At 74.0% G+C, this 20,359-nt stretch carries 19 protein-coding genes and 1 pseudogene; 8 read left to right on the forward strand and 12 right to left on the reverse strand.

What is annotated here, in order from left to right; translation table 11 throughout:
• Window positions 1-62 precede the first annotated feature (62 nt).
• The 3 genes from ABEB00_RS13350 to ABEB00_RS13360 all read left to right on the forward strand — a co-directional run bounded on the left by ABEB00_RS13350 (window position 63) and on the right by ABEB00_RS13360 (window position 3,802).
• Window positions 63-1,394 (forward strand): pectate lyase family protein, encoded by a 1,332-nt coding sequence (locus tag ABEB00_RS13350; protein WP_345619713.1) that lies wholly within the window; start codon window positions 63-65, stop codon window positions 1,392-1,394.
• A gap of 79 nt (window positions 1,395-1,473) precedes the next feature.
• Entirely contained in the window at window positions 1,474-2,598 is a 1,125-nt protein-coding gene (locus ABEB00_RS13355; RefSeq protein ID WP_345619714.1) for a pectinesterase family protein, read from the forward strand.
• The gene (locus tag ABEB00_RS13360; RefSeq protein ID WP_345619716.1) at window positions 2,585-3,802 is read left to right on the forward strand and encodes a dienelactone hydrolase family protein; all 1,218 of its coding nucleotides are present in this window, start codon (window positions 2,585-2,587) and stop codon (window positions 3,800-3,802) included. The genes ABEB00_RS13355 and ABEB00_RS13360 overlap by 14 nt, the downstream gene beginning before the upstream one ends.
• Before the next feature lie 82 nt (window positions 3,803-3,884).
• Here the strand turns inward: ABEB00_RS13360 and ABEB00_RS13365 are convergent, their stop codons facing one another.
• Together ABEB00_RS13365 and ABEB00_RS13370 are read right to left on the reverse strand one after the other, a co-directional pair.
• Entirely contained in the window at window positions 3,885-4,658 is a 774-nt protein-coding gene (locus ABEB00_RS13365) for a hypothetical protein (RefSeq protein WP_345619718.1), read from the reverse strand.
• Window positions 4,655-5,221, reverse strand: a complete 567-nt coding sequence (locus tag ABEB00_RS13370; protein ID WP_345619720.1) for a SigE family RNA polymerase sigma factor — start codon at window positions 5,219-5,221, stop codon at window positions 4,655-4,657. The genes ABEB00_RS13365 and ABEB00_RS13370 overlap by 4 nt, the downstream gene beginning before the upstream one ends.
• Before the next feature lie 222 nt (window positions 5,222-5,443).
• Between ABEB00_RS13370 and ABEB00_RS13375 the strand changes: the two genes are divergently transcribed.
• Window positions 5,444-5,764 (forward strand): DUF3237 domain-containing protein, encoded by a 321-nt coding sequence (locus tag ABEB00_RS13375; protein WP_345619721.1) that lies wholly within the window; start codon window positions 5,444-5,446, stop codon window positions 5,762-5,764.
• On the opposite strand, the gene ABEB00_RS13380 is transcribed toward ABEB00_RS13375, so the two are convergent.
• Together ABEB00_RS13380 and ABEB00_RS13385 are read right to left on the reverse strand one after the other, a co-directional pair.
• Window positions 5,700-7,157 (reverse strand): peptidoglycan D,D-transpeptidase FtsI family protein, encoded by a 1,458-nt coding sequence (locus ABEB00_RS13380; protein WP_345619723.1) that lies wholly within the window; start codon window positions 7,155-7,157, stop codon window positions 5,700-5,702. The genes ABEB00_RS13375 and ABEB00_RS13380 overlap by 65 nt on opposite strands.
• A 94-nt stretch (window positions 7,158-7,251) precedes the next feature.
• The gene (locus ABEB00_RS13385; RefSeq protein ID WP_345619724.1) at window positions 7,252-8,025 is read right to left on the reverse strand and encodes an IclR family transcriptional regulator; all 774 of its coding nucleotides are present in this window, start codon (window positions 8,023-8,025) and stop codon (window positions 7,252-7,254) included.
• Window positions 8,026-8,128: 103 nt separating this feature from the next.
• Here ABEB00_RS13385 and ABEB00_RS13390 point away from each other — a divergent pair, with 103 nt between their 5' ends.
• The 3 genes and pseudogenes from ABEB00_RS13390 to ABEB00_RS13400 all read left to right on the forward strand — a co-directional run.
• Window positions 8,129-9,658: an aldehyde dehydrogenase (NADP(+)) gene (locus ABEB00_RS13390; RefSeq protein ID WP_345619725.1), complete on the forward strand. Its 1,530-nt coding sequence runs from the start codon at window positions 8,129-8,131 to the stop codon at window positions 9,656-9,658.
• Between the two features lie 56 nt (window positions 9,659-9,714).
• Window positions 9,715-9,912 (forward strand): hypothetical protein, encoded by a 198-nt coding sequence (locus tag ABEB00_RS13395; RefSeq protein WP_345619727.1) that lies wholly within the window; start codon window positions 9,715-9,717, stop codon window positions 9,910-9,912.
• Between the two features lie 71 nt (window positions 9,913-9,983).
• A pseudogene (locus ABEB00_RS13400) lies at window positions 9,984-10,346 on the forward strand (aminotransferase class V-fold PLP-dependent enzyme); the annotation flags it as partial.
• Window positions 10,347-10,525: 179 nt separating this feature from the next.
• On the opposite strand, the gene thpD reads toward ABEB00_RS13400, so the two are convergent.
• From thpD to ABEB00_RS13425, 5 genes are all read right to left on the reverse strand, one after another.
• On the reverse strand, window positions 10,526-11,419 hold the full coding sequence (gene thpD, locus ABEB00_RS13405) for an ectoine hydroxylase (RefSeq protein ID WP_345619728.1): 894 nt from the start codon (window positions 11,417-11,419) through the stop codon (window positions 10,526-10,528).
• 6 nt (window positions 11,420-11,425) lie between these two features.
• The gene (locus ABEB00_RS13410) at window positions 11,426-11,824 is read right to left on the reverse strand and encodes an ectoine synthase (RefSeq protein ID WP_345619729.1); all 399 of its coding nucleotides are present in this window, start codon (window positions 11,822-11,824) and stop codon (window positions 11,426-11,428) included.
• A 58-nt stretch (window positions 11,825-11,882) separates the two neighbouring features.
• Complete coding sequence (gene ectB, locus ABEB00_RS13415; RefSeq protein WP_345619730.1) at window positions 11,883-13,154, reverse strand: diaminobutyrate--2-oxoglutarate transaminase; 1,272 nt, start codon at window positions 13,152-13,154, stop codon at window positions 11,883-11,885.
• Between the two features lie 56 nt (window positions 13,155-13,210).
• Window positions 13,211-13,723: a diaminobutyrate acetyltransferase gene (gene ectA / locus ABEB00_RS13420; protein ID WP_345619732.1), complete on the reverse strand. Its 513-nt coding sequence runs from the start codon at window positions 13,721-13,723 to the stop codon at window positions 13,211-13,213.
• Between the two features lie 352 nt (window positions 13,724-14,075).
• Window positions 14,076-15,179 (reverse strand): pyridoxal-phosphate-dependent aminotransferase family protein, encoded by a 1,104-nt coding sequence (locus tag ABEB00_RS13425; RefSeq protein WP_345619822.1) that lies wholly within the window; start codon window positions 15,177-15,179, stop codon window positions 14,076-14,078.
• Between the two features lie 207 nt (window positions 15,180-15,386).
• On the opposite strand from ABEB00_RS13425, the gene ABEB00_RS13430 reads away from it, so the two are divergent.
• Window positions 15,387-16,484 carry an amidohydrolase family protein gene (locus ABEB00_RS13430; protein ID WP_345619733.1) on the forward strand — a complete coding sequence of 366 codons (1,098 nt, stop codon included), beginning with the start codon at window positions 15,387-15,389 and terminating at the stop codon, window positions 16,482-16,484.
• Between the two features lie 44 nt (window positions 16,485-16,528).
• Here ABEB00_RS13430 and cobC read toward each other — a convergent pair whose 3' ends face one another.
• The 3 genes from cobC to cobJ form a co-directional block, all read right to left on the reverse strand.
• Complete coding sequence (gene cobC, locus ABEB00_RS13435) at window positions 16,529-17,602, reverse strand: Rv2231c family histidinol phosphate aminotransferase CobC (protein WP_345619734.1); 1,074 nt, start codon at window positions 17,600-17,602, stop codon at window positions 16,529-16,531.
• Window positions 17,592-18,503 (reverse strand): sirohydrochlorin chelatase, encoded by a 912-nt coding sequence (locus tag ABEB00_RS13440; protein WP_345619735.1) that lies wholly within the window; start codon window positions 18,501-18,503, stop codon window positions 17,592-17,594. The genes cobC and ABEB00_RS13440 overlap by 11 nt, the downstream gene beginning before the upstream one ends.
• Window positions 18,504-18,583: 80 nt before the next feature.
• Entirely contained in the window at window positions 18,584-20,356 is a 1,773-nt protein-coding gene (gene cobJ / locus ABEB00_RS13445; RefSeq protein ID WP_345619824.1) for a precorrin-3B C(17)-methyltransferase, read from the reverse strand.
• Window positions 20,357-20,359: the final 3 nt, after the last annotated feature.

Genomic DNA, 20,359 nt, shown 5'->3' on the forward strand with positions numbered 1-20,359 from the left:
CCCGCACCACCTGACCCACACCGCCTGCCCCCCGACCCGAACCGCTTGAGGAGAGCCGCGACGTGAACACACCGACATGGCATGCGCATGCCATACGTAGAGCCGCCGTGCTGGCCGGCTGCACCGCCCTCGTGCTGACCCTGACCGGCACCACCGCCCAGGCGCACGGCCACTCGGCGCCCCGCGACCCCGCCCGGCAGACCCTGCCCGCGCACGACGGCTGGGCCGCCCACGGCACCGGCACCTCCGGCGGGGCCGCCGCCGACGCCGCGCGGGTGTACACCGTCCGCACCTGGGCCCAGTTCAGGGCGGCCCTCGCCGCCGGTGGCACCGGGCCCCGGATCATCAAGGTCAAGGGCACCGTCGACGCCGTCTCCGAGGGCTGCGACGCCTTCGCCGCGCCCGGCTACGACTTCGACGCCTACCTGGCGAAGTACGCGCCCGGGACCTGGGGCCTGGACACCGACCTGAGCGCCGAGCCCGACGACAGCCCCGAGGGGCTGCGCCGCGCCTCCGCCGCCCGGCAGGACCAGGCGATCAAGGCGAACGTGCCCGCCGACACCACGATCATCGGCATCGGCCGGAACGCCGGGATCAAGGGCGCCAGCCTCCAGATCAAGGGCGTCGACAACGTCATCGTCCGCAACCTGACCTTCGAGAGCCCCGTCGACTGCTTCCCGCAGTGGGATCCCACCGACGGCGACCGGGGCAACTGGAACTCCGAGTACGACAGCGCCGTGGTGTACGGCTCCACCCATGTCTGGCTGGACCACAACACCTTCACCGACGGCGAGCACCCCGACAGCGCCGCCCCGGTCCACTTCGGCATGCTGTACCAGCGGCACGACGGGCAGCTCGACATCGTGCGCGGCGCCGACCTGGTCACCGCCTCCTGGAACGTCTTCCGGGACCACGACAAGACGATCCTGATCGGCAACAGCGACAGCGAGTCCACCGCCGTCGGCGACCGCGGGAAGCTGCGCACGACCTTCCACCACAACCTGTTCGAGGACCTCGTCGAGCGCGCGCCCCGGGTCCGCTTCGGCCAGGTCGACGTCTACGACAACCACTTCGTCGCCGACGGCTCCTACGCCTACAGCTTCGGCGTCGGCAAGGAGTCCGCGCTCGTCGCCGAGCACAACGCCTTCACCCTGCCGGCCGGGGTGAGTCCCGCCAAGGTGCTGAAGAAGTGGAGCGAGGCCCCGGTCACCGCCGCCCACAACCGCGTCAACGGCCGCCCGGTGGACCTGATCGCCGTGCACAACGCGGAACTCCCGGCCGAGACCCTCCGGTCCGGCGCGGGCTGGACGCCGGTCCTGCGCACCGCGGTCCACCCGGCGCAGGCCGTCCCCGGCATCGTCGGCCGCGGCGCGGGCGCCGGGCGCCCGCGCTGACCTCCCGCCGCGGCGGGCCGGGGCGCCGCGTACCGCCCCGGCCCGTCGCGGACCCGCACCGTCGCGAAGGAGCACCCGCATGTCCCGACCCGCCCCCTCCCGCAGAGGCTTCCTGCTCGGCGCCGCCGGCGCGGGCGCCGCCCTCGGCCTCGCCGCCGGGCCCGCCGCCGCCCGTCCCCGTCCCCGTCTCCGTCCCTTCGGCCGCTTCGGCTCCCCCTCGGACCGCCTGACCCCGGGGGCCCTGTACGTCGACCCGCACGGCCGGGGCGACTTCACCGCCGTCCAGGCCGCCGTCACCGCCGCGACCGGCGCCGGCCGGACCCTCGTCCTCGCCCCCGGCACCTACCGGGAGACCGTCACCGTCGACGCCACCCGCACCGACGCCACCTGGATCGGAGCCACCGAGAACCCCCGCGACGTCGTCGTCGTGTACGACAACGCGGCCGGCACCCCCAGGCCCGACGGCTCCGGCACCTACGGCACCAGCGGCTCGGCCACCACGACCGTCGCCGCCGACGGCTTCACCGCCCGCTGGATCACCTTCGCCAACGACTGGCTGCGCGCCGACCACCCCGGCACCGCCGGCACCCAGGCCGTCGCCCTCAAAGCGCAGGGCGACCGCTCCGCCTTCCACCACTGCCGCTTCCTCGGCCATCAGGACACCCTCTACGCCGACAGCCGCGACCTCGGCCACTTCGCCCGCCAGTACTACGCCCACTGCCACGTCGAGGGCGACGTCGACTTCGTCTTCGGCCGGGCGACCGCCGTGTACGAGCACTGCCACTTCCGCACCCTGCTCCGCACCGACCTGACCGGCCCGCCGTACGGTTTCGTCCTCGCGCCCTCCACGGCGGGCGCCAACTCGCGCGGCTACCTCGTCGTCGGCGGCCGGATCACCAGCGAGGCCCCCGACGCCCACTACAAGCTGGCGCGTCCCTGGGTGCCCAGCTCCGACCCCACCGCCCGGCCGATGCTCACCGTCCGCGACACCCGGCTGGGGGCGGGCATCGACGCGGTGGCGCCGTACGCGAACATGCGGGACGACCACCCGTGGCAGGAGCAGCGGTTCCGCGAGTACCGCAACACCGGACCCGGCGCGGTGATCACCGTCGCGGCGAACCGGCCGCAGCTCACCCGCGCCGAGGCCGCCGCGCACACCAGGGAGGCGTACCTCGGCGACTGGCGGCCCCGTGCCCGGCGCTGAGCCGCCCGGTCCGGGGCCGGGTCCCGGCCTCCGCCCCGGCTTCCACCGCGCGCTCCGGGACGAGCTGACCTTCCCGCTGGCCTGGGGCACCTCGCCGGTCCGGGACTTCGGGGCGTGGCGGGCGGCGGCCCGGGCCAAGGTCGAGGAGCACCTGCTCGTCGACGGGCAGGAGGACACCCCGTACGCCCCCGAGCACGGCCCGGGTACGGACGGCGACGGGTACACCAGGGAGCTGGTCACGCTCTCCCTCACCCGCTGGGGACGGGTCCGCGGCGCCCTGCTCACCCCCTCCGGACCCGGCCCCTTCCCGGCCGTCCTGCTCCTGCACGACCACGGCTCCCGCTTCGACATCGGCAAGGAGAAACTGATCCGGCCCTGGTACGACCGCGCCCGGCTCCCCGCCGCCGAGGAGTGGGCGGACAGACACTTCGACGGGCGGTTCCCGGGCGACGAACTCGCCCGGCGCGGCCATGTCGTGCTCTGTCTGGACGCCTACGGCTGGGGCGACCGCGAACCGCTCGCCTACGAGCACCAGCAGGCGGTCGCGAGCACCCTCTTCCACCTGGGTTCCTCCCTCGCCGGGCTGATGGCCCGTGAGGACGTGCGCGCCGCCGGTTTCCTGGCCGGCCTGGAGCGGGTGGACGCCCGGCGGGTCGCGGCCCTCGGGTTCTCGATGGGCGGCTACCGCGCCTGGCAGACGGCCGCCCTCAGCGACGACGTCACCGCGGCGGTCAGCGTGTGCTGGATGACCGGCCTGAAGGACCTGATGGTGCCCGGCGGCAACACCGCGCGCGGACAGTCGGCGTTCCACCTGCTGCACCCCGGGCTCGCCCGCCATCTCGACCTCCCCGACGTGGCGAGCCTCGCCGCCCCCAAACCGATGATGTTCCTCGCCGGGGAACGCGACCCGCTGTTCACCGCCGGGGGAGTCCGGGCCGCCCACGCGCGGCTGCGCGCCGTCTGGGCCGCCGCGGGCGCGAGCGAGCGGTTGCGCACGGAGCTGCGGCCGGGGCTGGGACACGCGTTCCCCGCGCCCGTGCAGGACGAGGTCTTCACGTGGCTGTCCGCCCGAGCCGCACCGGAACCGGGGCCGTCGCCCGAAAAGACGCACGGACCGGCCGGGCAGCGGCCCGGCCGGTCCGTTACCGGCCGCCCCCAAGGGGGGCTTCGGGGCGGCCGGTCCACCGGGTGTCGGGGGGTGTGACATCCCGGAGTCGGGCGCGGCTGCGCTCGCCTTCTCCTGTCGCCGCCGACGCGGGAAAGGTTGCCGCCCGCCGGAAAAACCCCTACCGGCCCGCGGTGGCCGCGGGTTCCGTCGCGGCCTTGGGGGGCGCGGCGTCCCCGGGCACGAAGTCACCCGCCACCGCCGGCCGTCCCAAGCCCGCGGCCGCCGTCGCCGTGTAGGTGTCGGCCCGCGCGTCCCGGCCGCCGCGCGCGTGGTCGTACTGCGCGGCGAACACCCACTCGCCGGCCGGGACCGTACGCCCCTCCTCCAGCACCCACCGGTAGACGACGAAGCCGTTCCGCTCGGCGGCCGAGAACGCGAAGTCGTCCTCGGGCAGCGTCCGCCAGGCGCCGGTGGCGGAGACCCCGCCGGTCTGCGCCACCCGTATCTCGACGGTGAGCGCGCTCAGCGGCTCGGCGGTGCTCAGGGTCAGGTTGCTCTGCGCCCAGTAGGCGTTGCTGTGCGGGTCCACCACGGCGTCCGACCGCAGCGGTCCGGCGTCGGCGGTGGCGCCGGGCCGGACCGTGCGGCCGGTCGGGGCGGGCGCCGAGGGGGTGGACCGGGCGGCGACCGAACGCCGCGCGGGGGCCGGTTCGCCGGTGAGCGGGGTGACGGCGTGGGCGCCGACCGCCACCACTCCCGCCACCGCGACCGCGGCGCCGGCCACCCGGACCCAGCCGGCCGGCGGGCGGCGTACCTCCGGCCGGGGGCCGGGGTCCCGGCGGGCCCGGCCGTGCTCGACGCGGGCCAGGATGCGCGCCCGGTCCGGCTCGTGCGCCCCGGCCGCCGCGCGCAGCCGGGCGCGCAGCTCCTCGTGCCCGTCCCGCCCGCTCATCGGTTCCCCTCCGCGGCACGCGCGCCGCCCGCCACCACCGCGTGCACCGTCCGCGCGGACTCCCGGTCGCCGAGCAGCCGTTGCAGCTCGGCCATCCCCTTCGAGGTCTGGCTCTTCACCGTACCCACCGAGACCCCCAGGGCCAGCGCCGTGTCCTTCTCGGAGAGGTCGAAGGCGTGCCGCAGCACCACGCACGCCCGCTTGCGGAACGGCAGCCTGCGCAGCGCCGCCTGCACGTCGACCACGCCGGGCACGTCCGGGTCCTCGGCGCGCTCGTCGCGGGGCGACCAGAACAGCGCGACCCGGCGTCGCTCGCGCACCGCGCTGCGGATACGGGAGCGGGCCAGGTTGGCGACGACCCCGCGGGCGTAGGCCGCCGGATGGTCGGCCGCCCGCACCCGGTCCCAGCGGTCCCAGAGCGCCAGCAGGGCGTCCGCCGCCAGGTCGTCGGCGGCGTCCGGTTCCCCCGTCAGCAGCAGGGCGAGCCGGGAGAGTTCCGCGTAGTGGCGCTCGAAGAAGGCGTGGAACTCCTCGGAGGCGGCGTCGTCGACGACTGTGCCCACGGCGTTCTCTCCTCGTGGCGGCTTCCCCGGCATCGAACAGCCGTGCGCCGGGGCGGGTGCGGAAGCGTATCAGCGTCCGCCGGAACTCCGTACGGTTCCCCGAACGCCGTATGGCAGGTCGAACTTGCCGTGCCGCCGCAGGACCCCGCCGGCCGGACCTGACACCGGTGCACATGAGCGCGCGGTGTTGCCGACCGCCGCCGACCGGGAGACGGTGAGACCATGCCACCCCTGACCCCCGCCGCCCCGGCGCTCACCTTCTTCGCCCACCTGTCGGTACGCGTCGACGCCCCGTACGACCTCGGCGAGGCGCCGGACGGCCACCGCCGGCTGGTGCCCCTGACGGGCGGTTCCTTCGACGGACCGGAGGTGCGCGGCACCGTCCTGGCGGCCGGGGCCGACAACCAGGTGCTGCGGACCGCGACCCTGACCGAGCTGGACGCCCGGTACGTCCTGGCCGGGCCCCGGCCGGGGGCGGTCAGCCCGTCAGCGCGGCCCGCATCATCGCCTTGGCCACCGGGGCCGCCAGGCCGTTGCCGCTGACCTCGGAACGGGCCGCGTTCGACTGCTCGACCATGACGGCGACGGCGACCTGGTCACCGGTGGAGTCGGAGGTGCCGTACGAGGTGAACCAGGCGTAGGGCGTCTTGCTGTTGTTCTCGCCGTGCTGGGCGGTGCCCGTCTTGCCGCCCACGGTGACCCCGTCGATCCGCGCGTTGGTCCCGGTGCCCTCCTCCACCACCGTCCGCATCGCCGACCGCAACTGCTCGGCGGTGGCGGAGCTGACGACCCGCTCGGTCCGCGCGTCCTCGTCGTAGTCCTCCAGCACGTCGCCGCCACCGTCGGTGGTCTGCGCCACCATGTGCGGGGAGACCAGCTCGCCGCCGTTGGCGAGGGCCGCCGACACCATCGCCATCTGGAGCGGGGTCGCGGTCACGTCGAACTGGCCGATGCCCGACAGGCCGGTCTGCGCCTCGTCCATGTCCTCGGGGTACACGCTGGCGTAGGCGCGGACCGGCACATCCTGCTCGTCGTCGTTGAAGCCGAACTTCTCGGCCATCGCCCGCACCTTGTCCTGGCCCAGTCGCACCGCCATCTTCGCGAAGACGTTGTTGCAGGAGTACCGCAGCGCGGTGCGGATCGTGGCGTTCTCGCAGGGCGCGGCCGGGTTCTCGTTCGACATCTCCGTGCTGGTGCCCGGCAGGATGTACGGGATCGGGCTGACGGTTTTCTCGTCCACCGACCCGTACAGGTCGTTCTCCAGCGCGGCGGCGGCGACGACCAGCTTGAAGGTGGAGCCCGGCGGCAGCGGCTGGCGCAGCGCCCGGTTGGTCAGCGGCTTGTCCGCGTCCGTGGTCAGCTTCCGCCACGCCGCCCCGGCGGTGTTGGCGTCGGTGAGCGAGGAGGGGTCGTACGAGGGCGTCGAGACGGCTCCGAGGATCCGGCCCGTCTTCGGGTCGATCGCCACGGCGGCGCCCTTGTTGTCGCCCAGCGCCGCCAGACCGGCCTTCTGCACGGCCGGATCGATGGTCGTGACCACGTTCCCCGGCTCCGCCCGCTCGCCGGTGACCGTGTCCATGACGGTCTTGAGCCGCGTGTCGGTGCCGTTGAGCAGATCCTGGTAGATCCCCTCCAACTGCGTCGGCGCGTACGCCTGCGAGGCATAGCCCGTCACCGCCGCGTACAGCTCGCCGTCCGTGTACGTGCGCTTGTACGAGAGGTCGCCGGTCTTCGTCCGCGCCGAGCCGGTGACCGACTCGCCGGCCACGATGATGTTCCCGAGCGGTGCCGCGTACGTCTGGATCGCGTTCCGCCGGTTGTCCTTGTCGTCTGCCAGGGCCTGGCCGTCGTAGAACTGCACCCAGGTCGCCCGCACCAGCAGAGCCAACACCAGGAACAGCGTGAAGACCGCCGCCCGCCTGATCGTCTTGTTCATCCCGTGGGAGGACGAGCGGGCCGGGACGAATCGTTCCCTCTTCTGCGCATCGGGACGGATTTCTCATCCGGCGTTCATGGAACGGGCGCGGTGCTCACAGCCGCCGGGTCGCCAGGGTCAGCCGGTCCCGCGCGTCGAACAGCGCGTCCTTGACCATCTGCTCGTGCGCGGGCGTCAGCCGGGCCACCGGCACCGAGCAGCTCACCGCGTCCCGCGCGGGCGTGCGGTACGGGATCGCCACCCCGAAGCAGCGCAGCCCCAGCGTGTTCTCCTCCCGGTCCACCGCGACGCCCTGCTCGCGCACCTGGCGCAGCTCCTCGATGAGCTTCTCCCGGTCGGTGATGGTGTGCTCGGTCAGCGCCGGCAGCGTCCTGGGCAGCATCTTGCGGACCTGCTCGTCGCTGTACGTGCTCAGCAGTGCCTTGCCCAGCGAGGTGGAGTGCGCGGGCAGCCGCCGGCCCACCCGGGTGAAGGGGCGCAGGTAGTGCTGGGACTGGCGGGTGGCGAGGTAGACGACGTTGGTGCCGTCGAGCCGGGCGAGGTGGATGGTCTCGGTGGTGTCGTCGCTCAGCCGGTCCAGCGTGGGGCGGGCCGCCGCCACCACCTCGTCGCCGTCGATGTAGGAGGTGCCGACCAGCAGCGCCCGTACCCCGATGCCGTACCGGGTGCCCGTGCCGTCCGTCTCCACCCAGCCCAGCTCCACCAGGGTGCGCAGCAGCATGTAGAGGCTGGACTTGGGATAGCCGACGGCCTCCTGGACCGAGGCGAGGGAGTGCATGCCGGGGCGGCCGGCGAAGTATTCCAGCAGCTCAACGGTCCGTACCGCGGACTTGACCTGCGCTCCGCCGCCTGTCTCGCCTGTCGACATCGCCCTTGACCCCTTCGTTGGACGGGAAATAGTCTCCTGGGGTATTCACCCATGAAGACAGCGTTCAGTATATCGAACGTCCCTAGATCTGGAGGGACCCACGGTGGCAGCAGCACCAGTCTGGAGCGTCGACCCCCGTACCGGGAAGCAGCGCGAACAGGTGGCGGTGGAGGCGACGGCCCACGAGGTGGACGCCGCCGTACGCGCCGCGCACGCCGTGCGCGAGTCGCTCGCCGACCGCACGGTCCGCGCCGCCTTCCTGCGCTCGGCCGCCGACGAGCTGGAAGCGGCCAAGGAGAGCCTCGTCGAGGTCGCCGACGCGGAGACCGCGCTCGGTCCGGTCCGGCTCGGCGGCGAACTCGCCCGCACCTGCTACCAGTTGCGGGCCTTCGCCGCCATCGTCGACGAGGGCGAGTTCCTGGGCGTCGTCATCAACCACCCCGATGACACCGCCACCCCGCCCATCCCGGACCTGCGCCGCTACAAGGTGCCGCTCGGCGTCGTCGCCGTCTACTCGGCCTCCAACTTCCCCTTCGCCTTCTCCGTCCCCGGCGGCGACACCGCGAGCGCGCTCGCGGCCGGCTGCCCGGTCGTGGTCAAGGCCCACCCCGACCACCCGGCCCTGTCCGAACTGGTCGCCGCGGTGCTGCGCCGGGCCGCCGCCCGGCACGACATCCCGGCCGGCGTGCTCGGCCTGGTGCACGGCTTCGAGGCGGGCATCGAGCTGATCAAGCACCCGCTGGTCGCCGCGGCCGGGTTCACCGGCTCGGTGCGCGGCGGGCGCGCCCTGTTCGACGCCGCCGCCGCGCGTCCGGTGCCGATCCCCTTCCACGGTGAGCTGGGCTCGCTGAACCCGGTCGTCGTCACCGAGGCCGCCGCCGCCGAGCGCCCCGAGGCGATCGGTACCGGCCTGGCCGGTTCGATGACGCTGGGCGTCGGGCAGTTCTGCGTGAAGCCCGGCCTGGTCCTCGCCCCGTCCGGCGCGGCCGGCGACCAGCTCGTCAAGTCGCTGACCGAGGCCGTCAGCGACACCGGCTCCGGGGTCCTGCTCGACCACCGCATGCGGGACAACTTCCTCGCGGGCGTCGCCGAGCGGGCCGAGCTGCCCGGCGTGGAGTCCCCGGTGACGCCGGGCGCGGGCGGCGAGCACACCGTCAGCCCCGGCTTCCTCACGGTGCCGGCCGGCCGGCTGACCGAGGAGGGCGCGTACGACCTGCTCCTGGAGGAGTGCTTCGGACCGGTCACCGTGGTGGCCCGCTACGAGGACCAGGACGAGGTCAGGTCCGTGCTGTCGCGGCTGCCGGGCAACCTGACGGCGACGGTGCAGTTGTCGTCCGACGAGGCCGCGGGCAACGGGCGCGGCGCGGAGATCCTGGCGGAGCTGACGCCGCTGGCCGGGCGCGTGCTGGTCAACGCCTGGCCGACGGGCGTCGCGGTGGCGGCGGCCCAGCACCACGGCGGTCCGTACCCGGCGACCACGTCGACGTCCACGTCGGTGGGCGGAACGGCGATCGAGCGCTGGCTGCGGCCGGTGAGCTACCAGAACACCCCGGAGCCCCTGCTGCCCGCGGAACTGCGCGACGCCAACGAGCCGGGGCTGCCGAGGCGGTTCAACGGACGCCTGGAGCGGTAGGGCGCGGGGGTGGGCCGGCGGGGGTGACCACGGCGGGCCGAAGTCGTTTGCCGGTCATGAACCTCACCAAGCGCGTCACCGCCGCCGTCTTCCTCCAGGCCGCACTCCTCGGAGTCCTCGCGTCTCCCGCCGGTGCCGTCCCCGACCCCCTGACCCTCGTGAGCTGTGCTGTCCAGGACGTCACGGGGGCGGTGGACCTCGCCGGCCCCGGAGTACCCAGCGAGGTCCCCGTGACGGGCTGTCTCGCCCCGTAGGACCCGACGGGTGCGCGGCGCCTCGGCGGCAGCCGGTGGACGGGGGGTTGTGCCGGGCCCACAGTGGTGCCATGGAGACCTTCGAGAATGCGGTCCGCGCCGAATTCGCCCCGGAGAACACCTACCTGAACACGGCCGCCACCGGTCTGCTGCCCGCCCGGGCCGTCGCCGCCCTGCGGGACGCGGCGGCCTCGGCGGCGGCCGGGCGGCCGTCCGACATGTTCGCCGACGTGGAGGCGTGCCGGGCCGCCTTCGCCCGGCTCGCCCGGGTCCCCGTCACCCGGGTCGCGGCCGGCGCGTCGGTCGCCGTGTTCAGCGCCCTCGTCGCCGCCGCACTGCCCGAGGGCGCCGAAGTCCTCACCGCACAGGGCGACTTCAGCTCCCTGGTCAACCCCTTCCACGTCCGCGCCGACCTGGTGGTGCGCGGCGTGCCGCGGACCTGTACAACACCCCGGCCGACGTCGACCGGCTGCTGAACGCACTGGCGGGCTGAACCCACCGGAACCGGGAAGCCGTGACCCCCGGTCCCCGAGCCCGGGATTCCGCGGAACGCGACCGGGCCGGTGCCTCTCGTCCCACTCGGAAGAGGCCCGGCCGGGGTCGTGTCACGCGCTCACCTCACCGGCGTGAAGTCCCGCGCGCCGATGAACTCGGGCCGGCGTACCGGCGCCGAGAAGGGCTCCACCGCCGCGTTCTCCACGCTGTTGAACACGAGGAAGACGTTGGAGCGGGGGAAGGGCGTGATGTTGTCGCCCGACCCGTGCATGCAGTTGCAGTCGAACCAGGTCGCCGAGCCGGCCCTGCCGGTGAACAGCTTGATGCCGTGGTCCGAGGCCATCCGGGTGAGCGCCTCGTCGGACGGCGTCCCCGCGTCCTGCATCCGCAGCGACGTCTTGTAGTTGTCCTTCGGCGTCTCGCCCGCGCATCCGAGGAACGTCTTGTGCGACCCCGGCATGATCATGAGCCCGCCGTTGGTGTCGTAGTTCTCGGTCAGCGCGATCGAGACCGACACCGTACGCATGTTCGGCAGGCCGTCCTCGGCGTGCCAGGTCTCGAAGTCCGAGTGCCAGTAGAAGCCGCTCGCGCCGAAGCCCGGCTTGACGTTGATCCGCGACTGGTGGACGTAGACGTCCGAGCCGAGGAGCTGCCGGGCCCGGCCGACCACCCGCTCGTCGCGCACCAGCCCCGCGAAGATCTCACTGATCCGGTGCACCTCGAAGACCGAGCGGATCTCCTCGGACTGCGGCTCTACGACCGAGCGTTCGTCGGCGCGGACCGCCGGGTCGGCCACCAGCCGGTCCAGCTCGTCCCGGTACACGGCGACCTCGTCCTCGGCGAGCAGCTCGCCGACGGTGAGGAAGCCGTCGCGTTCGAAGGAGCGCAGGTCGGCCGGGGAGATCGGGCCGGGCGCGTCAGGCGCGCCCCAGACGACCGGGTCCCGCCGGGGGGTGGACACCTCGGTGGGCCCTCGGCTGGGGTAGAGATCGGTGCCGGTGGTCGCGGTCACGGTTCCTCACACCTCCTCGGTGAGCAGCGGGTAGACGCCGTTCTCGTCATGGTCCTCCCGTCCGGTCACGGGCGGGTTGAACACGCAGATGCAGTGGAAGTCCTCCTTGACCTTGAGCGTGTGCCGCTCGTGGCCGTTCAGGAGGTACATGGTGCCGGGCGTGATGTGGTACGTCTTCCCGGTTTCGCGGTCGGTCAACTCGGCGTCACCCCGGGTGCAGACGACGGCCTCGATGTGGTTCGCGTACCACATCTCGGTCTCCGTGCCCGCGTACAGGATCGTCTCGTGGACGGAGAAGCCGACCTTCTCCTTGGCCAGGACGATGCGCTTGCTCTCCCAGGTGCCGGACGCGCTCTTGACGTGCCGGTCGGTGCCTTCGAGTTCCTTGAACGAACGGACGATCATGGTGGTGCGATGCCTCCTGGAGGGGGGGTGTGGGGGTGCCCGCGGCGGACGGTGTCCGTCAGACGGTCTCGCGGACGGCGCGGGCGAGGGCCTGCATGCCCTCGTCCAGCTCCTCGGGGGTGATGGTGAGGGCGGGCAGCAGCTTGACGACCTCGCTCTCCGGGCCGGACGTCTCGATCAGCAGCCCGTGTTCGAAGGCGCGCCGGGCGACCTTGCCGGCCCGGGCCTTGTCGTGGAACTCCAGGCCCCACACCAGGCCGCGGCCCCGGTACTCCTTGATGTCGGCGAGGTTCTCCTCGGTGATGGAGATCAGGTGCTGCTCCACCTGCTCGCCGCGGGTGCGGGTCTGCTTCTCCATCGCGGAACCGTCGGCCCAGTAGGTCTCCAGGGCGGCGGTCGCGGTGACGAAGGCCGGGTTGTTGCCGCGGAAGGTGCCGTTGTGCTCGCCCGGCTCCCAGACGTCCAGCTCGGGCTTGAACAGGCACAGCGACATCGGCAGGCCGTAGCCGCTGATGGACTTGGAGACGGTGACGATGTCCGGCGTGATGCCCGCCTCCTCGAAGGAGAAGAAGGCGCCGGTACGGCCGCAGCCCATCTGGATGTCGTCGACGATCAGCAGCATGTCCTGCCGCTCGCACAGCTCGGCCAGGGCGCGCAGCCACTCGGTCCGGGCCACGTTGATGCCGCCCTCGCCCTGCACGGTCTCCACGATCACGGCGGCCGGCTTGTTCAGCCCGGAGCCCTGGTCCTCCAGGAGCCGCTCGAACCAGAGGAAGTCCTCGACCTTGCCGTCGAAGTAGTTGTCGAACGGCATGGGCGTGCCGTGCACCAGCGGGATGCCGGCGCCGGCCCGCTTGAAGGCGTTGCCGGTCACCGCGAGCGAGCCCAGCGACATGCCGTGGAAGGCGTTGGTGAAGGAGACGATCGCCTCGCGGCCCTTGACCTTGCGGGCCAGCTTCAGCGCCGACTCGACCGCGTTGGTGCCGGTCGGGCCGGGGAACATGACCTTGTACGGCAGGTCGCGCGGGCGCAGCAGCAGGTTCTGGAAGGTCTCCAGGAAGCGGCGCTTGGCGGTGGTCGACATGTCGAGGCCGTGCGTGACGCCGTCCCGCTCCAGGTAGTCGATCAGCGCCCGTTTCAGCACCGGGTTGTTGTGCCCGTAGTTGAGGGAGCCCGCTCCGGCGAAGAAGTCGAGGTACTCGTGGCCGTCCTCGTCGTACATGCGGCTGCCCCGCGCCCGGTCGAAGACGGTCGGCCAGGCACGGCAGTAGCTGCGTACCTCGGACTCCAGGGTCTCGAACACGCTCAGGTCCGGCTGGGTGATGGTCACGGCGAATCGCTCCTCGATGCGAGAGGTCGGTGGGGGAGGCGGGGAGTGTCCGGTGGTCAGCGGAGGTCGGACAGCGGGCCGATGCGGTAGAGGACTTCCGGTTCGTGCGGTCCGTCGGGGAAGAGGTCCGTGTCGAACAGCACCTCGCGCTCCACCTGGGCGCCGCGGCGCTCGGCGAACGAGGTGAACAGCCGCTGCGAGGCGGTGTTGTCCGGGGCGATCGTGGTCTCCAGGGTGGTCACCGCCAGCTCCGCCACCGTGCGCGTGGCCAGACCGTCGAGCAGCGCGGCGGCGAGTCCGCGACCGCGGTACGCCTCGTCCACCGCCACCTGCCACACGAGCAGCGTGCCGGGCCGGTCCGGCCGCACATAGCCGGTGACGAAGCCGACCGCTTCGCCGCTCTCGGCGCGCGCCACGGCCGAGCTGGCGGCGAAGTCCCGGCACCACAGCAGATAGCTGTAGGAGGAGTTCAGGTCGAGGACCTTCGAATCCCGCGCTATCCGCCACAGGGAGGCCCCGTCCGCCACGCTCGGGCGGTCGATCTTCAGGTCTGCTTGTGCGGCAGTCATGTGAATTGAACTTACCCAGGTAAATTCAAAATTGCACCGCCGAATGGGGTTACGTGTGAACGCGTCATGTGTTATCACGCGGGTGCGTGGGTTCGCGTGAGCGAGGGGTCTTTTGTGCGGGTTTCACCCATGCGAAAAGGGCATACCGGAGAGCTTGTGTAACGGGTCACAATCACGTAACCCGTCCGGGGCCTGTCCGGAATGCCTATTTTGGTGTTAACGGAATGTAAGGTGTTTAGCTTCGGAGGATGGGGGCAGAAGCTTATGGGAAGCTGTCGTGATAAGAATTCTGGAATTGTTTTTGTCGGAGCTTCGTAAACATTATGAATTCAGCTACCGGAAAGCTCGGCCGCTATGCGTGCCAGGCGTCCTCGGCGGCCCGCCGGGCAGCCTCCGGGTCGGTCGCCGCACCCTTCTCGGCCAGCGCCGCGCCGAGCGCCGCGAGACAGCCGTGCACCGCGCCCGGGGTCGCGTGCGGACCGTAGTGGTTCACCCGGATCATCTCCCCGGCCAGCGCGCCCCCGCCCGCCACCAGCGGCAGCGCCGGGTCCGCGACCAGGGCCCGCGCCACCAGCTCCGAGGCGTCGACCCCGTCCGGCGCCCGCAGGGTGGTGGCGACCGGCGCCGCGTCCCGCGCCCGGCGCACATACGGCTCCAGACCGCCGCCCAGCGCCGACGCGCCGGCCCGGGTGGCCGCCGCGGCCGAGGCGTGCCGCGCCATCACCGTGGCCGGCCCCTCCGTCTCGATCCGCTCCACGCAGGCGTCCAGGGCGAGCATCTCCAGTTGCGCCGGGGCGTGCGGCAGCGCCTTGCGCCCGCCGTCGATCCAGCGCTCCTTCCAGTCGAGCAGCGAGAGGTACGACCGGCGCGGCGCCGTCGGGTTCGCCGCCATCCGCGCCCACGCCCGCTCGCTGACCGAGACCGCCGACACCCCGGCCGGACCGCCCATCGCCTTCTGCGCCCCGATCACGCACAGGTCGACGCCCCACGTGTCCGGCAGCACCGGCTCCGCGCCCACCGAGGCGACGGCGTCCAGGTAGAACAGCGCGCCGTGCTCCCGTACCACCGCGCCGATCTCCGCGACCGGGTTGGTGTTCCCGGTGGCCGCCTCGGCGTGCACCAGGGAGACGAAGCCGATCTCCGGGTGCTCGGCGAACGCCGCCCGGACCTGGTCCGCCGTGACCGCCTCGTGGAAGGGCACCGCCAGGTCGTGCACGGTCGCGCCGCAGTCCCGCAGCCAGTCGCCGAAGGTCTGCCCGTAGGGCCCGGTGATCACGTTCAGCGCGACGGTGTCCGGACCGGCGGTACCGCGGATCGCGCCCTCCAGCGGCAGCAGCGCCTCGCCCTGCGTGATCAGGACGTCCCGCGTGGTGCCGAGCAGCCGCGCCACCCGGTCCTCGATCGCGGCGAACCGGCCGGCGTCCAGGGGGGCGAGGTCCAGGAAGGGGTGGGTCACGGCGGTGCTCTCTCCACTCACGGTCGGGACGTACGCGACGGGTGCCGTCGGCCTCGGTGCGCTCGGTGAGCGATTCCAGGGCGGTGGCGGCGGCCTCGCACGTACGCGACGTACGGAGTCGAGAGTAACCATGGCCCGCGCCCCCACTCGCGGCGGAGGTCATCCCTCGCGACACCCGTCACGCGCGGCGGGCCTAGGGTGCGGGGCATGAGTGAGCGCGCGGTGCTGCATGTGAAGGGTCGGGTGCTCGTCGGGCCGCGGGACGAGGAGGTCCGGGACGAACTGTGGGTGATCGACGGCCGGATCTCCTACGACCGTCCCGCCGGGGCCGGCGACGTCCGCACCGTCGAGGGCTGGGTGCTGCCCGGCCTGGTCGACGCGCACTGCCACGTCGGCCTGGACCGGCACGGCGCGGTCCCCGCAGCGGTCGCCGAGCGGCAGGCGCTGACCGACCGGGACGCGGGCACCCTGCTGATCCGGGACGCGGGTTCGCCCTCCGACACCCGCTGGGTCGACGACCGCGAGGACCTCCCGAAGATCATCCGGGCCGGCCGGCACATCGCCCGCACCCGCCGCTACATCCGCGGCTACGCCTGGGAGGTCGAACCCGGCGACCTCGTCGCGTACGTCGCCCGGGAGGCCCGGCGCGGCGACGGCTGGGTGAAGCTGGTCGGCGACTGGATCGACCGCGACCTCGGCGACCTCTCGGCCTGCTGGCCGCGCGGCGCGGTCGAGGCGGCCATCGCCGAGGCGCACCGGCTCGGCGCCCGCGTCACCGCCCACTGCTTCGCCGAGGACGCGCTGCGCGACCTGGTCGAGGCGGGCATCGACTGCGTCGAGCACGCGACGGGCCTCACCGCGGACCTGATCCCGCTCTTCGCCTCCCGCGGGGTCGCCATCGTGCCGACCTTGGTCAACATCGCGACCTTCCCCGGCCTGGCCGAGGCCGGCGAGTCCCGGTTCCCGCGCTGGTCGGCCCATATGCGCCGGCTGCACGCCCGCCGCTACGACACCGTCCGCGACGCCTACGACGCGGGGCTCCCCGTCTTCGTCGGCACCGACGCGGGCGGCACCCTCCCGCACGGCCTGGCGGCGGCGGAGGTCGCGGAACTGGTCACGGCCGGCCTCCCGTCCGTCGAGGCCCTCTCGGCGGCCACCTGGTCGGCCCGCCGCTGGCTCGGCCGCCCCGGCCTGGACGAGGGCGCCCCCGCCGACCTGGTCGTGTACGAACGGGACCCCCGCACGGACGTACGCGTGCTGGGGGCACCGTCACGGGTGGTGCTGAACGGGCGGGTGGTGGGGTGACGACCCCGGCCCCGGCCCCGGCCCCGACCCCGACCCCGTCCCGTTCACCCGTCCGTCTCCGGCAGCGCACGCGCCAGCGCGTGCAGGAAGCCGTCCGTCGTCGCCCGGTCCCGTACCGCCAGCCGCAGCCACTGCGCGCCCAGGCCGGGGAAGGTGTCCCCGCGCCGGACCGCGTACCCGAGGTCGCGCAGCCGGCGGCGTACGGCGGTGGCCTGTGGCAGGCGGATCAGGAGGAAGGGCCCCTCGGCGGGCGCCACGACCCGCAGCCCCCGGCCGGCGAACCCGGCGAGACCCGCGACGAGCCGGTCCCGGTCCGCGGCGACGCGGTGGGCGGCGTGCGCGGCCTCCGCCAGCGCCCGGGGCGCCACGCACGCCTCGGCCGCCACCAGCGCGGGCGTGGACACCGGCCACAGCGGCTGGGCGCGCGCCAGTCCGGCGACCGTCTCCGGGTCCGCGAGGACGTACCCGACACGCAGCCCGGCCAGCCCCCAGGTCTTGGTCAGGCTGCGCAGCACGACCAGGCCGGGCACGTCCGTGCGCCCGGCCAGCGCCTCCCGCTCGCCCGGCACCGCGTCCATGAACGCCTCGTCCACCACCAGCGTCCGCCCGGGGCGGGCCAGCGCGGCGATCGCGGCGGCCGGGTGCAGCACCGAGGTGGGGTTGGTGGGGTTCCCGACCACCACCAGGTCGGCGTCCTCGGGCACGGCCGCCGGGTCAAGACGGAAGCCGTCCCGCGCCCGCAGCAGCACCCGGTCCACGGTGTGCCCCGCGTCCCGCAGCGCCGCCTCCGGCTCGGTGAACTGGGGGTGCACCACCACCGGCCGGCGCGTCTTCGACGCCCGCGCCAGCAGCACGAACGCCTCCGCCGAACCCGCCGTCAGCAGCACCCGCTCCACCGGCAGCCCGTGCCGCGCGGCCACCGCCGCCCGCGCCGCCCGCCCGTCGGGGTAGGCCGCGAGCGAGCCCAGCGAGGCGGCCAGGCGGTCGCGGAGCCAGCCCGGCGGGGTGTCCGCGCGGACGTTCACCGCGAGGTCCACCAGGTCCCCACCCGCGTCGCGGACCTCGGCGTCCCCGTGGTGCCGCAGGTCGGGACCCCCGGCCCCGGTCTCAGCGCGCATGGGAGTGCGCGTGCCCGTGCCCGTGGTGGTGGCCGTCGTCGTCGGGGTGGAAGTGCGGCTGCTGCGCCGCCCCCACCTTGTCCTCGAAGCCGGGCAGCGCGATCCGGTACACGCAGGAGTCACAGTTCATCCGCAGATCGCCCCGGACCGCCTCCTCGTACCGCTCCCAGACCAGGTCCAGCAGCTCCGGCTCGGGCCCGATGACGTCCGCCGAGCGCACCGCAGTCCCAGGGTGCGCGGCGGCCCACTGTTCGGTCTGGAGCCGCACCCGGTCCGGGAGGATGCCGGTGAACAGGAAGTACGGCAGGACCACGACACGTTCCGCGCCCAGCCGCGCACACCGGTCGAGGCCGCCCGGCACGTCCGGCCGGGCCAGCGACACGAACGCCGTCTCCACCCCCGCGTACCCGCGGCCCTCCCACAGCAGCCGCGCCGCCTTGAACACCTCGGCGTTGGCGTCCGGGTCGGTGGACCCGCGCCCGACCAGCAGCACGGTCACCCCGGCCGGGTCCCACCCGGGGTCCATCGCCTGGGCCAGCCGGCGCTCCAGCACCCGCAGCAGCGCCGGGTGCGGGCCCAGCGGACGGCCGTAGGTGTACGAGACGCCGGGGTGCCGCTCCTTCTCGCGGGCCAGCGCCGCCGGGATGTCCCCCTTGGCGTGCCCGGCGGAGACCAGCATCAGCGGCACCGCGGCGAACCGGCGCACGCCCCGCTCCACCAGGTCGGCGACCGCGTCGCCCAGCGGCGGCGGGGACAGCTCGATGAAACCCCCGGCGACGGGCAGTTCGGGGTGGCGCCGGCCCAGTTCCCCGACGAAGTCGCGGAACGCCTCGGCTCCGGCCTCGTCCCGGGTGCCGTGTCCGGCGATGAGCAGGGCGGGCGGGGCGGGCGGGGTGGTCACGGCATCTCCTCGAAGGGCGTGGGACGGGACAGGGGAGGGGGAGTGGGGCGAGGGAAGGGGCGGGGGCAGGGGGGCGTCGGTCACCGTGGCGTCTCCTGCCAGCGGTAGCCGCGCGGCGTCACCATGCGGCCGGCGATCTCGCGGGTCGCGGTGTTGCCGACGGTGACCACCGTCATCATGTCGACGGTCGCCGGGTCCAGGGCGGCCAGCGTCGTCAGCCGGCTGGACTCGTCGGCGCGCGAGGCGTTGCGCACCACCCCGACCGGTGTGGCCGGCTCCCGGTGCCCGGCCAGGATCGCGAGCGCCTTCGGCAACTGCCAGTCGCGGCCCCGGCTGCGCGGGTTGTAGAACGTCACGACGAGGTCGGCCTCGGCCGCCGCGCGCACCCGGCGCTCGATGACCTCCCACGGCGTGTGCAGGTCGGACAGGCTGATGGAGACGTGGTCGTGGCCGAGCGGCGCGCCCAGGATCGCCCCGGCCGCCAGCGCCGCCGTCACGCCCGGCACCCCGACCACGTCGATGTCGTCGGACGCCTCGGCGAGCGCGGGCGAGGCCATCGCGTACACCCCCGCGTCACCGCTGCCGATCAGGGCGACGGCCTGCCCGCGCCGGGCCTCCTCGACCGCGGTGCGGGCCCGCTCCTCCTCGGCGCCGAGCCCCGACTCCAGAATCCTGGTGCCGGGCCGCAGCAGGTCCCGGATCTGGTCGACGTACTGGTCCAGGCCGACCAGGACCGAGGCCCGCCGCAGCTCCGCGGTGGCCCGCGGCGTCACCAGGTCCCGGGCGCCCGGCCCGAGCCCGACCACCGCGAGCCGCCCGCGCGCGGGGCGCCGTACGACGGCGCAGGTCGCCCGCGCCGGCCTGCCGTCGGCGCGCTCCGACTTCCGCTTGGGCACGAGGAGTTCGCCGCCGCGCAGCAGGGCGGCGGCCTCCGCGACGGACGGGGTGCCGACGGCGGCGAGCGGCGCGTCGGAGGGGTGGGGCACCTCGACACCGGCCAGCTCCTCGGCCGGGTACGTCACCAGCGGTACGCCGAGCCGCCCGGCGGCGGCGACGATGCCGGGCTCCTCGGCCTTCGCGTCCACGGTGGCCAGCTCGGCCACCGAGGCGGCCGACAGTCCCGCCTCCCGCAGGGCGGCCGTCACCAGGCCGAACACCTCCTCGACGGGCGCGCCCCGCGAGGCACCGACCCCGACCACGAGCGACGGCGGACGCAGCACGACCTCCCGCTCGCCCGCCCCGGCCCCCTCAGCCGCCTGCGCCCCTTCGATCAGCCGGTCCGTCACCCGGATCGTGTACGACCCTCCGGCCGGGCGCTCCCCGGCCGGGCCCTCCTCGACCGGTGAGGGTCCGGCCGCTGCCGGCGTCACCGGCAGCGGCGGCAGCGGCCAGGCCACCTCGGCCCGCAGCACCACCGGCTCGCCGTCCAGCAGCGCCCGGGTCACCCCGGCCACGTCGCCCTCGACGGGCAGCCCCAGCGTGTCGAGGCCCGGCAGCTCCACCGCGTCCGTCGCCGTCGTCACCACCGGCTCGGCGCCCAGCACCGCGGCCACCTCACGGGCGAGCGCGTTGGCACCGCCGCCGTGCCCGCCGACCAGCGACACCGCGAACCGCCCGGCCTCGTCGACGCAGACCACCCCCGGGTCGGTCCGCTTGTCGTCCAGCAGCGGGGCGACGAGCCGCACCACGGCACCGGTCGCGAGGAAGCACACCAGCCGCCCGCACTCCGCGAACGCGGCCCGTACGGCGTCCCCGACCGGACCCTCGTACACCCGGGTGCGCTCCGGCCACGCCGCGGCCAGCCGGTCGCGGGCCGCCGCGCCCGCCGCCGTGGCGGAGACCAGGCCGATCACCTG

Source organism: Streptomyces ziwulingensis (genome assembly GCF_039542605.1).
Lineage (GTDB): Bacteria > Actinomycetota > Actinomycetes > Streptomycetales > Streptomycetaceae > Streptomyces > Streptomyces ziwulingensis.